We start from the raw sequence: 13,984 nt of genomic DNA, 5'->3' as shown, positions 1-13,984 counted from the left end.
CGCCCGTTCGGCGACCACAATTCGCCGTTCTGGTCGCCGTAACTCCTGTGGAATATCTTGGCGTCGGCGACCGCGAGTACACGGCTGATGTCCTCGGCCGCGAGATCGTCCGCGCCGGTGTGGAAATAGGTCGTCAGCGACACCGTGCCGAACGGCATCAACTCGCGCCGCGCATGAAAGACGCGCGCGAAGAACGCATCCGACATCGACATCAGCGACAGCATGTCGATCTTCCGCGGCATCCGGTCGGAGATCCACAATTTGGAGTATGCGCTCGCCGGTCCATCCCTGTTCGCGCCGCTGAAATCCGGATATCCCTCGACGAAACGAAAGTCATACTGGTTGGCCCAGGAGGCCTTGATCCTGGGATAGGGCAGGATCTGCTCGAACGGCGTGCCTTGCGGAAATTGCGCCGGCTGGTGCGACCAGGACGGGCGGCGTTCGGCGAACACGGCGGTGGCGAGCGTCGCCACCTCGCCGCCGCCCTGGGTCAGCTCGACGCACCAGTGCTGCGACGACCGGTTGGCCTTGACCAGGCGGACGTCGAGATCGAATGCGCCTTGCGCGATCGGTGCGCAGTAATTGACGGTCAGCGACAACGGATCGCCGGCGCGATCGGGATGCTCGATCAGCGCCCGCAGGACGGTGGCGGCGGTGGCGCCGCCGAACGGGCCGACGAAGGCCCAGTAATCCTCGCTGGTCTGGCCCTGCCAGCGGCTGTCGCCGGCGGTCACGCGGGTAGCCTCGTCGAACAGGTGCTTCGTTCTCGTAAGCATTGGGATCCTCGGAGCGTGTTCGGCGAATAGACCGCCGTTGCGAGGAGCGCAAGCAACCACGCAATCCATTCTCGCCTTGCCGCGCCATGAATTGCTTCGCAGAGCCTGTCATCGGGCGCGCATTCGCGCGACCCGCCGGCTTGCAATCAGTTTGCCCTCTTCCCGCGCAGTATCATGGCTGCGCGGCCGAATTCAATGACGCCGGAGGTAAGGGTTCTTGGCCCCTAGCGCGTCGCCCCGCGCTGCACGCCGGGCTCCTGCAAGGCCGGCGGCGTCCCGCGCACCGGCACATTCCAGATATCCTCCGCGTATTCGCGGATGGTGCGGTCGGAGGAGAACCACGGCATCCGCGCCACGTTGAGGATCGAGGCCCGCGTCCATGCGGGCACCACCTGCCAGCGCGCGTCGATGCCGCGCTGGGCCTCGTAATAGGAATCGAAATCCGCGCTGACCATGTAGTGGTCGAGATGGCGCAGCGCGTGCGCGATCGATTCGAACCGGCCGGGCTCGCCGGGCGAGAATTCGCCGCCGCCGACCGCATTGATGGCGCGAGACAGTTGCGGCGACCGCCGGATCACATCGGTCGCATCCAGCCCCTGCTTGCGCCGTACCACCACGTCCAGCGCCTCCATGCCGAAGATCGCGATGTTTTCCGCGCCCACGTGATCCCTGATCTCGATATTGGCGCCGTCGAGCGTGCCGATGGTCAGCGCGCCGTTCAGCGCCAGCTTCATGTTGCCGGTGCCGGAGGCCTCCATGCCCGCGGTCGAGATCTGTTCTGACAGGTCGGCGGCAGGAATGATCACCTCGGCGAGGCTGACATTGTAATCGGGCAGGAACGCGATCTTCAGGCGGCCGGCGACGACCGGATCATTGTTGACGATGTCGGCGACGTCGTTGATCAGCTTGATGATCAACTTGGCGTAGCGGTAGCTCGCCGCCGCCTTGCCGGCGAAGATCTTGACTCGCGGCACCCAGTCCTTCTGCGGATCGTCCTTGATTGCGTGATAGAGCGCCACCGCTTCCAGGATGTTCAGCAGCTGGCGCTTGTATTCGTGGATGCGCTTGATCTGGACGTCGAACAGCGCGGTGGGATCGATCTTGATGTTGAGGCGCTCGCCGATCAGCCGCGCCAGCGCCAGCTTGTTGTGGTGCTTGACGGCGCGGAACTGCTGCTGGAACGCGTTGTCGCTGGCGTGGGCCTCGAGATGTTCGAGCAGCGTGGGATCGTCGAGCACGGCTTCGCCGCAGGCCTCGCGCAACAAGTCCGTCAGCTTCGGATTGGCGAGCATCAGCCAGCGGCGGAAGGTGATGCCGTTGGTCTTGTTGTTGATGCGGCCGGGATAGAGATGATTGAGATCGTGGAACACGGTCTCCTTCATCAGATCGGAATGCATCGCCGAGACGCCGTTGATGCTATGCGAGCCGACGAACGCCAATTGCCCCATCCGCACCCGGCGACCGGACTTCTCGTCGATCAGCGAGACCGAGGCGCGGAAGTCGACGTCGCCGGGGCAGCGCACGTCCGCCAGCGCCAGATGCGCGACATTGATGCGGTAGATGATCTCCAGATGCCGCGGCAGCAGGCGCTCGAACAATTCGACCGGCCAGGTCTCGAGCGCCTCCGGCAGCAGCGTGTGGTTGGTGTAGGACAAGGTCGCCACCGTGATCTTCCATGCTTCCTCCCAGCGGAAATTGTGCAGGTCGACCAGGATGCGCATCAGCTCGGTGACGGCGAGGCTCGGATGGGTGTCGTTGAGCTGCACCGCGGCCTTGGACGCCAGCCCGCGCAATTGCCCGTCGGAGGCGAGATGGCGCTTGACCAGATCCTGCAGCGAGGCCGAGACGAAGAAATATTCCTGGCGCAGCCGCAGCTCGCGTCCCGCCGGACTTTCGTCGTTCGGATAGAGGAATTTGCAGATCGATTCCGCGCGCGCTTCTTCGGCGCTGGCGCCGAGATAATCGCCGGTGTTGAAGACGTCGAGTTTCAGGGGATCGGGCGCGCGCGCCGACCACAGCCGCAGCGCGTTGACGTGCTGGCCGCGCCAGCCCACGATCGGGGTGTCGTAGGCGACCGCCTGCACGGTCTCGGCCGGGTGCCAGATCGCGCGGTCGCGGCCCTTGGCCTCGACATGTTCGACGCCGCCGCCGAAATGCACGTGATATACCACTTCCGGCCGCTGGAATTCCCAGGGGTTGCCGAAGCTCAGCCACTCGTCGGGATATTCCTGCTGCCAGCCCTGCGCGATGATCTGGCGGAACAGGCCGAAATCGTAGCGGATGCCGTAGCCGATGGCGGGAATGGCAAGCGTCGCCATGCTCTCCATGAAACACGCAGCCAGCCGGCCGAGGCCGCCATTGCCGAGCGCGGCATCCGGCTCGCATTTGCGCAGGTCCGCGAGGCTGACCCCGAGATCGCCGAGCGCGGTTTCGAACACCACCAGCAGCCCCATATTGTTCAGGGCGTCGCTGAAGAGACGGCCGATCAGGAATTCCAGGCTGAGGTAATAGACCCGCTTGGCGCCGGCGTCGTAGCTCTTCTTCTCCGCCGTCAGCCAGCGGTGCACGATGCGGTCGCGCAGCGCCAGCGCGGCTGCCTTGTACCAGTCGTGCCGGGTCGCCATGCCGGCGTCCTTGCCGATCGCCAGCCGCAGCTTGGTGAGGATCGCGCTCTTGATTTCGGTCAGCGCCAACTCGTCGACGGGCTGGTCGTGCGTCGGAAAATGAGTTGGGAGCGATGGATCGGGCAATGTGGGCATCCCTGACTGACCCTTCTGAAATTATACGCACTCTACGCCGGGATCGAAACCCGCCGGGGTCCCGATTGTGCAATGCTGCACGGTTTTTATGCAAGGACCGGGCCGATTTTGTTCCTCTCTGCGCGTAGCCGCTTTGGTGATAGGATGAAATCCGCAAGAGAACCGACGTCGGTTATTTGGGAGGACCGGACCATGAGACTGACCATCGAGATCGCCGCCGCCGCGCTCCTGCTGTTCTGCATCACCGCATCAAGCGCCGCCTTCGCCGCCGGCAAAACGGAAAAGAGCGTCGACGGCCTGAGCTGCTCGTTCAGCGTCCCCGCCAACGCCTCCTCCCCGGCCGCGCGCTGTGCCGCGATCAAGCGGCAGTGCGGCGGAAAGTTTTTCGCGAATTATTGCGGAGACAAGCTGTTGTCGGCGATCTGAGGTGACGCCAATGTAGAGTGTTCCGTGCCGGCCGCTCGCAAGAATGTAAACGTAGTATGTGCCTGCTGCGCGCATGGGATGGCACGATCTCCCAAGGACTCTAACATTCCTGGTTATGGGCCCCGGCCTTCGCCGGGGCGACGGATGAGGCGTCGGAACAAATTAAGAACACTTTAGCAAGTGTTTGATATATCATAGTGATTCGGCGCAATCCGCCACAACATCTATGGTCTGTCCAAGCTTGCGAGGACTACATGTCCACCATCGCCTTCGATCAATTCGCGCTCACCCGCATCGCCGACTTCGCCCGCTCACTGTCGCGGCTGCATCAGGCCTCGCGCCGGCAAATCGTCGATGACGACCAGATCGACCGCGAGTTCAACGCGGTCTGCATGTCAGTCTGGGGCTACACCACCGACGATTTCAGCGACGATCTGTTCTGTGACGCCGACCACGCCTTTCTCGATTCGCTCGACGAGGCGCATGCGCGCATCTTCGCCGCCGAACAGGGCTACGACCTCGTCGACGACGAGGGCATGCTGACGGACTGGTGGGGCTATTGCTGGATGATCCTCGCCGAAAAGCGCGGATTGCTTACGCCGGAAAACCGCGCTGCGGCGCGGGCTCGAATCGAGGAAAAATATCTCTCGGCGCCGAACGTGATCGGCGTCATCGTCGGGCGGTGATTTTTTCCGTCATTGCGAAGAGCAAAGCGACGAAACAATCCAGTTTCGTCATTCCGGGTTCGATGCTTCGCATCGCCCCGGAATGACGGTTTAATCGGCTTCCGCGCGCTTCGCCCGGGTCGAACCGCTCTTCGGCACCGTCGTCGCGGGCAGCACGACATCGCGGTTCGTTTCCGGCGACACCGCATCGGTGGCGATCATCTCGGCGCGCACCGGCGCCACCTTCATCTCGCCGAGCCGCGCGCGCACGTCGGGGGTCAGGCCCGGATAGGAGGCGACCGGCGTGAATTCAGCCGTCTGGCCGTCGCCGGCCTTGAGGCCGGAATAGGCGACGAGCCCGTCGGTGGTAGCGATCACGTCGCCGGGACGCAGCGAGGTGTCGAGCGTGAGATCAACCGGCGCCAGCCCTGCGGGATCGCGGCCGTTGCAGGTGCAGTCGGCGCGCATGGCCTTGCGGAAGGCGAAGGCGTTTTCGCTGTCGGCATAGCGTTCGCCGTTGGCCGATGACGCGCCGTCGATATTGCTGCCGAAGAACACTTTTGTGGGACTCGCCGGGCAAAACGCCTGGCACATCTGTGCCGGCGAGGCGGTGCGCGCGGTCAGCGGGAAATAGCGGCCGTCGCAGTTGCGCACGCAAAAGGCGGGGCCGAAGCCGGAAGCCACGGGCCGTGGCGGCGGCGCGGGCTGATTCTGGCCGAACGGATCGGCGAAGAAATTCGCCTGCGGCGGCGCCGCGCGCTGCTGCTGTTTCTGCAAGCCGCCGAAAAACAGGTCGAACAGGCCCTCGGCGGATGCTGCGCCAGGGCTAAGCGCAACCGAGCCCGCGAATGCCACGGCGGCGACAAGCATCATGCGGCGCCGCATGCGCTGATGGGCTAACTCTGTACGCAACGCTTACTCCACCCCACGCAACGAACACCGCTGAGGCGAGCGAGTGCCTCAGCGCGGGTAACCTTAATGCGCGATGGTAAACGAGCGGTGACCGCGGCGGCGGATGACCGAAAAGAAATGCGGTTCGGATCTGCGCAAGATGTTCGTCATGGCCGGACTTGACCAGGCTTGACCCGGCCATCCACGTCTTCGCGACGCCTCGGCAGAACTCGCTCGACGAGCGTCATCCGACGAGGAGACGGCAATCAATCGTTCAGGAACTCGCCGGCCTTGTAGAGCGAGCGAAAGGAAATGCCGGCTTGCGCAAACGTTTCGGTCGCGCCCTCGTCGCGGTCGACCATGGTGAACACCAGCACGATCTCGCCCCCGGCGTCGCGCACCGCTTCCACCGCCTTCAGCGCCGAGCCGCCGGTCGTGGTGACGTCCTCGACGATCACCACGCGCTTGCCCTGCAGGCTCTCGCCCTTGGCGAGACCCTCGACCGCGAGCTTTGCACCATGTTCCTTCGGCTTCTTGCGCACGAAGAACGCCGCGATCGGATGGCCCTTGATCCAGGACAGCTGCGCGATCGCGCCGGCCAGCGGCACCGCGCCCATTTCCAGGCCGCCGATATAATCGAGGCGATCGTCCCTCAGCGCCTCGAAGGTCAGTTCTGCAAGCAATGAGGCGCCTTCGGGATCGAGCATGGTCGGCTTGAGGTTGAAATAGAAGTCGCTCTTGCGGCCCGAGGCCAGCGTGATTTCGCCGCGGCCGAACGAGCGCTTGCGGATGATCTCGGCGAGGCGGGCGCGGGAGGCTGATTTGGACAAGGCGTTTTTCTCTTCTTAAGGGGCGGGCGCAATCTATCGGCGGACGGGCGCACATTCCAGAGCCGAAGTCGTGCCGTCAACAGCGCACAGGGGCGCCCCCTGCAAAGGACGGTTGTAGGGCCGACGGCTTCCGGGATACTGAGTAGCAAAGCTTTTCGCGGGGGAATGCCCAAAAATGACCATCGAACTCCACACCTGGAACACGCCGAACGGCCGCAAGATCAGTGTCGCGCTGGAAGAGATGGGGCTGCTGTACAAGGTGTTCCCGGTCAACATCGGCAAGGGCGAGCAGATGGCGCCTGCGTTTCTCGCGATCAGCCCGAACAACAAGATTCCCGCCATCGTCGATCCGGACGGCCCCGACGGCAAGCGCGTCAGCGTGTTCGAATCCGGCGCGATCCTGCTCTATCTCGGCGAGAAGACCGGAAAGTTCCTGCCCAAGCCTTTGGCCGACCGCATTCCGGTCTATGAATGGCTGATGTGGCAGATGGGCGGCTTCGGGCCGATGCCGGGGCAGGTGCATCACTTCATCGCGCTGGAGAACGAGCAGGAGCGCGCCTACGGCCTGAAGCGCTTTATGGCGGAGACGCGCCGGCTCTACGGCGTGCTGGATCGGCGTTTGGCTGACCGCGACTTTGTCGCTGGCCCCCTGTCGGTCGCCGACTTCGCCATCCTCGGCTGGGCCTGGCGGCATCCGCGCCACAAGGTGGAGCTTTCGGATTTCCCCCATGTCAAACGCTGGTACGAGGCGCTGATGGCGCGCCCCGCCGTCAGGCGCGGCATGGAAGCGAAGCTGGATTGAATCTGCTCACTCGCCCCGCCCTTTCGGAGGGGTGGGAAAGCTCAGTGCGCTTCGTCCCAATTGTCCGCCGCCCGCGCATCGACATGCAGCGGCACCGAAAGCAGCACGGCGGGGAAGGGCGCGTCCTGCATGGTGTGCTGCACCACCGGCAAGGTCGCGGCGACCTCGTCGTCGGGCACCTCGAAGATCAGTTCGTCGTGCACCTGCAAGAGCATCTGGGCCGACAGCTTCTTCTCGGCGAGCGAGTCCTCCATCCGCGTCATGGCGCGGCGGATGATGTCGGCGGCGGTGCCCTGCAGCCGGGCGTTGATGGCGGCGCGCTCGTTGAAGGAGCGGACCGAGGCGTTGCTGGCCTTGATATCCGGATAGTGGCATTTCCGGCCGAACAGCGTCTCGACATAGCCGTGGGTGCGGCAGAAATCCCGGGTCGAATCCATGTAGGCGCGGATGCCCGGGAAGCGCTCGAAATATCTCTTGATGTAGGCGGAGGCTTCCTCGCGAGCGATGCCGAGCTGGTTGGCGAGGCCAAAGGCCGAGATGCCGTAGATGATGCCGAAATTGATCGCTTTCGCCCGTCGGCGCACCTCGCTCGGCATGTCCTTGATCGGAACGCCGAACATTTCGGACGCCGTCATGGCGTGGATGTCGAGTCCGTCGCGGAACGCCTGCTTCAGCACGGGAATGTCGGCGATCTCGGCCAGGAGCCGCAATTCGATCTGCGAATAATCCGCCGACACAAGTTTGTGGCCCGGCGAAGCAATAAAGGCGCGGCGGATCTTGCGGCCGTCCTCGGTGCGCACCGGAATGTTCTGCAAGTTTGGTTCGTTGGACGACAGCCGTCCGGTGGTGGTCGCGGCCAGCGCGTAGGTGGTGTGGACGCGATGGGTCTGCGGATGCACGTAGGTCGGCAGCGCGTCGGTATAGGTCGATTTCAGTTTCGAGACCTGCCGCCACTCCAGGATCCTCTTGGCGAATTCGTTACCCTGTTCGGCGAGTTCGTCGAGGATCTGCGCCGACGTCGACCACGCGCCGGTCTTGGTCTTGGTGCCGCCGGGAATTGCCATTTTGCCGAACAGGATATCGCCGATCTGCTTGGGGCTGCCGACATTGATCGGTTCGCCGGCCAGTTCCTGCAGCTCCGCCTCGACCCTGGCCGCGGTCTGGGCGAATTCGCCCGACAGCCGCGACAGCACCTGGCGGTCGATCGAGATGCCGCGCCGCTCCATCCGCGCCAGCACCGAAATCAGGGGCCGCTCCAGCGTCTCATAGACCGCGGTCATGCGCTCGGCGACCAACCGCGGTTTCAACACGCGCCACAGCCGGAAGATCACGTCGGCATCCTCGGCCGAATAGGCCGTGGCCTTGTCGATCTCGACCTGATCGAAGGTCAGCTTGCCCTTGCCGCTGCCGGTCAGCTCGCCGTGGCTGATGGTGGCATGGCCGAGCCAGCGCTCGGCCAATGCATCGAGCCCGTGGGCGTTGCGGCCGGCGTCCAGCGCGTAGGACATCAGCTGCGCGTCGTCATGGTTGCGCAGGGTGACACCGTGCTGCGCCAGCATCACGGCGTTGAATTTGATGTTGAAGCCGATCTTCAAAATCCCTGCCGATTCCAGCAGCGGCCGCAGCACTTCCAGCGCGTCGCCGGTCTCGATCTGGTCGGGCGCAAGCCCGGCGGCAAACAGGCCCGAGCCATCGCCAGACTGCTTGTGGCCGAGCGGGATGTAGCAGGCGTCATTGGGCGCCAGCGCCAGGGCGATGCCTGACATCTCGGCCTGCATCGGGTCGATCGAGTTTGCCTTGGCCTCGATGGCAAAATGGCCGACATCGTGCACCCGCGCGATCCAGGCCTTGAGCTGATCGAGGCTTCGGATCGTCACGTATTTGCTGCGATCGATCCTTGTCTGGCGCGCTTCTTCCGCGCGGGCGGCGGCGAGCGCGTGCGGCGTGAGCACCACATTGGATTTGTCCGGCTTGCTCTGGCCTCTGCCGGCGGCAGGCGCGCTGCCTTTTGCGGTGGAGGGCGATGCAGCCGGCTCCAGGTTGCCGAAAAGGTCGCCTCCCGCCGCGCGCGGGGGCGGCGGAGGCGAGCCTGCCGAACGGCCGCTCGCCCCGCTCTTGTTGGCCGCATCCGCTTCCACATCCGCCGGATCGATCTGCGAATACTCGGCGACGCGGCGGGTCAAGGTGGCAAATTCCATCGCCTTCAGGAATGCGATCAGCTTGCGCGCATCGGGCTCGTGCACGGCGAGATCGGCAAGCGGCACGTCGAGCTTGACCTTGTCGTCGAGCAGCACCAGCTTTCGCGAAATTCTTGCCTTCTCGGCATTCTCGATCAGCGCCTCGCGCCGCTTCGGCTGCTTGATCTCGCCGGCGCGCAAGAGCAGCGTTTCCAGATCGCCATACTCGAGGATCAGTTGGGCTGCGGTCTTGACGCCGATGCCGGGCACACCCGGCACGTTATCGGTAGAATCGCCGGCCAGCGCCTGCACCTCGACCACCTTCTCGGGCGGCACGCCGAATTTCTCGATCACCTCGGGAATGCCGATGCGGCGGTCCTTCATGGTGTCGTACATGGTCACCTTGTCGGTGACGAGCTGCATCAGGTCCTTGTCGGAGGACACGATGGTGGTGGTCGCGCCGCGCTCGCCGGCCTCGCGGGCGTAGGTAGCGATCAAATCGTCGGCCTCGAAGCCGCCTTGCTCCAGGCAGGGCAGGTCGAAGGCGCGCACGGCTTCGCGGATCAGCGCGAATTGCGGGATCAGATCGTCCGGCGCCGGCGGCCGGTGCGCCTTGTAGTCGGGATAGAGCTTGTTGCGGAAGGTGACTTCCGACTTGTCGAATACGATGGCCAGATGGGTGGGGCGGTTGTCCGGCGGCATGTCGCGCAACAGCTTCCAGAGCATGTTGCAGAAGCCGAGCACGGCATTGACCTGCAACCCGTCGGATTTGCGGTTCAGCGGCGGCAGCGCATGGTACGCACGGAAAATATAGGAGGAACCATCCACCAGAAAGACATGGTCGCCCTTGGCGGGCGCTTTGGCGGCAACGGGCTTTGGCGAGGCTTTTGGGGCTGTTTTCGGCATGACCGAAATTTAGGGATTTTTGCTTGGGATTGACAGCCTCCGGGACCGGTTGTGCCGGGATTTTTCCCGCCGCGAGCGCTTTCCGGAACGGGTTGCGTCGGCGGCGGTTCCGTGAGCCCCTGCGACAACGGGTTGGACCCGAAAGGACCAGACATGACCGCGCAACTCGATGAGCTGACGGCGAAGCTGCGATCGGTCGAGGCCGAAATCGAGGCTGAACTGGCAAAGCGGCGGGAAGAGCTGCGCTTCCGCCTCGAGAACCGCCGGATCGTGTTCGAGAAGGAGGTGCTGCGGATCCACCGCGAGCTCAAGACGCGGGCGACGCGCTATCTGATCGATGCCAATCCGCTGATGATCCTGAGCGCGCCGGTGATCTATTCGCTTGTCGTGCCGATCGCGCTGGTCGACATCTGGGTCATGGCGTATCAGGCGATCTGCTTTCCCATCTACAAGATCCCGAAAGTGCGCCGCCGCGACTATCTGGTGTTCGACCGCCACCATCTCGCCTATCTCAACGTCATCGAGAAATTCAATTGCGCCTATTGCTCCTACGCCAACGGCGCGATCGCGTTCGTGCGCGAGGTGGCTTCGCGCACGGAAGTCTATTGGTGCCCGATCAAACACGCCCGCCGGATCCTCGGCCCGCACCCGCACTACCAGGGCTTTGCGGATTTCGGCGATGCCGAAGGGTTTCGCGGCAAACTCGAGGAAATGAAGGGTGGCGTGAAGATCGAAGAGGCGGGGTGATTGCGGTTCACTCAGGTCGTCATGCCCGGACTAGATTCGGGCATCCATCAAACTTTCAAGGAGTCTGGTGAATAGGATGGATTGCCGGGTCGAGCCCGGCAATGACGGATTGAGGTTTGGGCAGTTACTCCGCCGCCTGCAACGCGGGCCGCACCTTCTTCGGCGAGATCCAGAACGCCGCCGGGCGCTCGAACAGGAAATGGGCGCCGACCGCCAAAGCGGCGCGCCAGACCGCCAGCGCGCCGAGCACGCCGACGATGGTGACTACAAGCGAGATCGTGCCGATATCGTGGATCGGGCCTGCCCGCAGCAACAACGTGCGCGTCGCCGCCATCGGCAGGAAGAACGCAAGATAGATCACGATGGAATGCTCGCCGCAGAAGCGCAGGAAGCCGAGCCAATGGGCGCGTGCCAGCAGCGTGCCCATGATGACGATGGCGCAGGCGCCCGATAGCCCCAGCATCAGCGAGACCAGCGGCCATTCGCTGAAGCCGAACCAGACCAGGCTGCCGTTGACGAGCGCCCACAGCGCCAACCCGATGAGCGCCAGTGAAGGCCGCGCCCGCGCGCGGTCGGACAGCGCGAACACATACTCCGCGCAGAGATAGCCGGAATAGAAATAGACGAAGCGCGCGCCAAATTCGTCGATCACGGTCCAGCCGGTTTCGATGTGGGCGGCCTCCAGCAACGCCAGCACCGTCCAGATCAGGAGCGGCGGCATCTTCCGCGTCGCCTTGGTGACGACGAAAAATATCGGCAGCAGATAGATGAACCACAGCGTGCCGAACGGCTCGATGAAGGATTCAAGATACAGGAAACCGACATGCGCCCAGCTGCTCTCGGCGGCGAAGCCGGGGGCCTTGAAGCCGAACTGGATCGTTACCCACAGCACATAGAAATAGGCGAAGTGCACCACCTTGCGGTCGAGATAGGTGCGCCAGTCGCGGTCGATCACCACCGACAGGAACAGCCCCGAGATCAGGAAGAAGTCCGGCATCCGGAACGGCTTTGCGAAGGCGACCAGGACATGCATGAAACCGGTTTGCCCGGCGGCCAGTTCCACCCCCAGCACCGAATGCATCATCACCACCATGACGATGCAGATGCCCTTGGCGTAGTCCACCCAGTCGACGCGGCCGGCGGAGGCGGCCGCCGGCAGCGCGGGACGCTCGGTGACGGCGGATGTGCCTTTTCCTGTCATCGGTGTCCCTTTTCGGCGCTGCAAGCCTGCATCATCGAGCCCTTAGGTTTCATTCTCCTTTATTCATCCAAATGTCATGCCGGTTTCCGGAACCTTCGGGTTTCCCCTCGGCGCCAAATGCTTTAAGACCGCGTCAAAATCGGGCTGAAAATTAACCATTACCGACGGGTTGTTTGAGATGCGCATTGCCATGATCGGCACGGGCTATGTGGGGCTGGTTTCCGGCGCCTGCTTTGCCGATTTCGGCCACCAGGTCACCTGCGTGGACAAGGATGCCGGAAAGATCGAAGCCTTGCGCCGCGGGGAAATCCCGATTTTCGAGCCGGGGCTTGATGCGCTGGTGGCCTCCAATGTCAAGGCCGGGCGGCTCGACTTTACGACCGATCTCAAGGCTCCGGTCGCGGAAGCCGACGCGGTGTTCATCGCCGTCGGCACGCCGTCGCGGCGCGGCGACGGCCATGCCGACCTGAGCTACGTACATGCCGCCGCCCGCGAGATCGCCGGCGCGCTTTCCGGTTTCACCGTGGTCGTCACCAAATCGACCGTGCCGGTCGGCACCGGCGACGAGGTCGAACGCCTGATCCGCGAAGCCAATCCGGCGGCCGACGTGGTGATCGCGTCCAATCCGGAATTTCTGCGCGAGGGTGCGGCGATCCGCGATTTCAAATTCCCCGATCGCATCGTGGTCGGTACCTCGGACGAGCGCGGGCGCAAGGTGCTCGGCGATATCTATCGCCCGCTATCGCTCAACCAGGCGCCGGTGATGTTCACGGCCCGTCGTACCGCCGAATTGATCAAATACGCCGCCAATGCATTCCTCGCCACCAAGATCACCTTCATCAACGAGATCGCCGATCTCTCCGAAAAGGTCGGCGCCGACGTGCAGGAAGTCGCGCGCGGCATCGGGCTCGACAACCGCATCGGCTCGAAATTCCTGCATGCCGGCCCCGGCTTCGGCGGCTCATGTTTCCCGAAGGATACCCGCGCGCTGGTGAAGATCGCACTCGATCATGATGTGCCGCTGCGGATCGTCGAGGCCGTGCTCGCGGTCAACGACAACCGCAAGCGCGCGATGGCGCGTAAGGTCGCGAGCGCCGCCGGCGGCAGCCTGCGCGGCAAGATCGTCGCCGTGCTCGGCCTCACCTTCAAGCCCGACACCGACGACATGCGAGAGGCGCCGTCGATTCCGCTGATCACGGGGCTGCTCGACATGGGCGCCAGGGTGCGCGCGCACGATCCGGTCGGCATGGAGCAGGCGCGCCGCGAACTGCCCGACATCGTATATTGCGACGACCCCTACGCCTGCGTGCGCGGCGCCGACGCGATGGTGGTCGTGACGGAATGGGTGCAATACCGCACGCTGGATCTGGAGCGCCTGAAGAGCGAGATGGCTCACCCCGTGGTGGTCGATTTGCGAAACATCTATCGCCCCGAGGACATGGCGGCGCACGGTTTTGTCTATGAGAGCGTCGGCCGCCCGCCCGAACCGCGGGAGTAAGTCGCTTTCTTCCCTTCTCCCCCACGATACGAAGTATCGTGGGCGGATGAGGGGTCTGCATCCGCGGAGAGAGACCCCTCACCCGTCTTTCGCTTCGCCATGGCCGATGCAAGCATCGGCGTACATACTAAGAACGGCGGCCGCAGGCCGCCTGTGCCTCTCCCGCAAGGGGAGATGGGAAGAACCCAACCTGAGCTGCACTTGGCCCGCTCCTTCGATACGCCCTTACCCATCGACGTTGTCCTCGACGAGCTCGCGCGCGCGCTCGCGAGCCGTAACGTCGCGGTGCTGGTGGCGCCGCCCGGC

The 13,984-nt window shown here is 64.0% G+C and carries 11 protein-coding genes; 5 read left to right on the top strand and 6 right to left on the bottom strand.

Going from position 1 to position 13,984, the window contains the following annotated elements; genetic code table 11:
* Together QZ213_RS13835 and QZ213_RS13830 are read right to left on the bottom strand one after the other, a co-directional pair.
* A partial coding sequence (locus QZ213_RS13835; protein ID WP_291686638.1) for a thioesterase family protein occupies positions 1 to 776 on the bottom strand: 776 nt, incomplete at its 3' end.
* A gap of 224 nt (positions 777 to 1,000) precedes the next feature.
* Positions 1,001 to 3,535 (bottom strand): glycogen/starch/alpha-glucan phosphorylase, encoded by a 2,535-nt coding sequence (locus QZ213_RS13830; RefSeq protein WP_291686637.1) that lies wholly within the window; start codon positions 3,533 to 3,535, stop codon positions 1,001 to 1,003.
* Between the two features lie 192 nt (positions 3,536 to 3,727).
* On the opposite strand from QZ213_RS13830, the gene QZ213_RS13825 reads away from it, so the two are divergent.
* Together QZ213_RS13825 and QZ213_RS13820 are read left to right on the top strand one after the other, a co-directional pair.
* A complete protein-coding gene (locus QZ213_RS13825; RefSeq protein WP_291686636.1) occupies positions 3,728 to 3,961 on the top strand; it encodes a hypothetical protein in 234 nt (77 codons plus the stop codon).
* Between the two features lie 254 nt (positions 3,962 to 4,215).
* Positions 4,216 to 4,647, top strand: coding sequence for a hypothetical protein (locus tag QZ213_RS13820; protein WP_291686635.1), 432 nt, complete (start codon positions 4,216 to 4,218; stop codon positions 4,645 to 4,647).
* A 90-nt stretch (positions 4,648 to 4,737) separates the two neighbouring features.
* On the opposite strand, the gene QZ213_RS13815 is transcribed toward QZ213_RS13820, so the two are convergent.
* Together QZ213_RS13815 and pyrE are read right to left on the bottom strand one after the other, a co-directional pair.
* Positions 4,738 to 5,538, bottom strand: coding sequence for a DUF2865 domain-containing protein (locus QZ213_RS13815; RefSeq protein WP_291686634.1), 801 nt, complete (start codon positions 5,536 to 5,538; stop codon positions 4,738 to 4,740).
* 245 nt (positions 5,539 to 5,783) lie between these two features.
* Positions 5,784 to 6,347, bottom strand: coding sequence for an orotate phosphoribosyltransferase (pyrE, locus tag QZ213_RS13810; RefSeq protein WP_291686633.1), 564 nt, complete (start codon positions 6,345 to 6,347; stop codon positions 5,784 to 5,786).
* Positions 6,348 to 6,522: 175 nt separating this feature from the next.
* On the opposite strand from pyrE, the gene QZ213_RS13805 reads away from it, so the two are divergent.
* Positions 6,523 to 7,149 carry a glutathione S-transferase family protein gene (locus tag QZ213_RS13805; protein WP_291686632.1) on the top strand — a complete coding sequence of 209 codons (627 nt, stop codon included), beginning with the start codon at positions 6,523 to 6,525 and terminating at the stop codon, positions 7,147 to 7,149.
* Positions 7,150 to 7,190: 41 nt separating this feature from the next.
* Here the strand turns inward: QZ213_RS13805 and polA are convergent, their stop codons facing one another.
* Positions 7,191 to 10,232: a DNA polymerase I gene (polA, locus tag QZ213_RS13800; RefSeq protein WP_291686631.1), complete on the bottom strand. Its 3,042-nt coding sequence runs from the start codon at positions 10,230 to 10,232 to the stop codon at positions 7,191 to 7,193.
* Positions 10,233 to 10,385: 153 nt separating this feature from the next.
* On the opposite strand from polA, the gene QZ213_RS13795 reads away from it, so the two are divergent.
* Positions 10,386 to 10,979: a hypothetical protein gene (locus QZ213_RS13795; protein WP_291686630.1), complete on the top strand. Its 594-nt coding sequence runs from the start codon at positions 10,386 to 10,388 to the stop codon at positions 10,977 to 10,979.
* A gap of 124 nt (positions 10,980 to 11,103) precedes the next feature.
* On the opposite strand, the gene QZ213_RS13790 is transcribed toward QZ213_RS13795, so the two are convergent.
* Positions 11,104 to 12,180, bottom strand: a complete 1,077-nt coding sequence (locus tag QZ213_RS13790; RefSeq protein WP_291686629.1) for an acyltransferase family protein — start codon at positions 12,178 to 12,180, stop codon at positions 11,104 to 11,106.
* A gap of 178 nt (positions 12,181 to 12,358) precedes the next feature.
* On the opposite strand from QZ213_RS13790, the gene QZ213_RS13785 reads away from it, so the two are divergent.
* Complete coding sequence (locus QZ213_RS13785; RefSeq protein WP_291686628.1) at positions 12,359 to 13,678, top strand: UDP-glucose/GDP-mannose dehydrogenase family protein; 1,320 nt, start codon at positions 12,359 to 12,361, stop codon at positions 13,676 to 13,678.
* The last annotated feature ends 306 nt before the right edge of the window (positions 13,679 to 13,984 follow it).

The sequence above is a fragment of the Bradyrhizobium sp. genome, from assembly GCF_017881085.1.
Lineage (GTDB): Bacteria > Pseudomonadota > Alphaproteobacteria > Rhizobiales > Xanthobacteraceae > Bradyrhizobium.
This window is presented reverse-complemented; position numbering and strand designations above follow the sequence as displayed.

Bases quoted from the DNA above. Each gene is read 5' to 3' on its own strand.
- QZ213_RS13820 (WP_291686635.1), top strand. From the start codon at position 4,216: ATGTCCACCATCGCCTTCGATCAATTCGCGCTCACCCGCATCGCCGAC.
- QZ213_RS13830 (WP_291686637.1), bottom strand. From the start codon at position 3,535: ATGCCCACATTGCCCGATCCATCGCTCCCAACTCATTTTCCGACGCAC.
- QZ213_RS13825 (WP_291686636.1), top strand. From the start codon at position 3,728: ATGAGACTGACCATCGAGATCGCCGCCGCCGCGCTCCTGCTGTTCTGC.
- QZ213_RS13785 (WP_291686628.1), top strand. From the start codon at position 12,359: ATGCGCATTGCCATGATCGGCACGGGCTATGTGGGGCTGGTTTCCGGC.
- QZ213_RS13795 (WP_291686630.1), top strand. From the start codon at position 10,386: ATGACCGCGCAACTCGATGAGCTGACGGCGAAGCTGCGATCGGTCGAG.
- QZ213_RS13790 (WP_291686629.1), bottom strand. From the start codon at position 12,180: ATGACAGGAAAAGGCACATCCGCCGTCACCGAGCGTCCCGCGCTGCCG.
- QZ213_RS13805 (WP_291686632.1), top strand. From the start codon at position 6,523: ATGACCATCGAACTCCACACCTGGAACACGCCGAACGGCCGCAAGATC.
- polA (WP_291686631.1), bottom strand. From the start codon at position 10,232: ATGCCGAAAACAGCCCCAAAAGCCTCGCCAAAGCCCGTTGCCGCCAAA.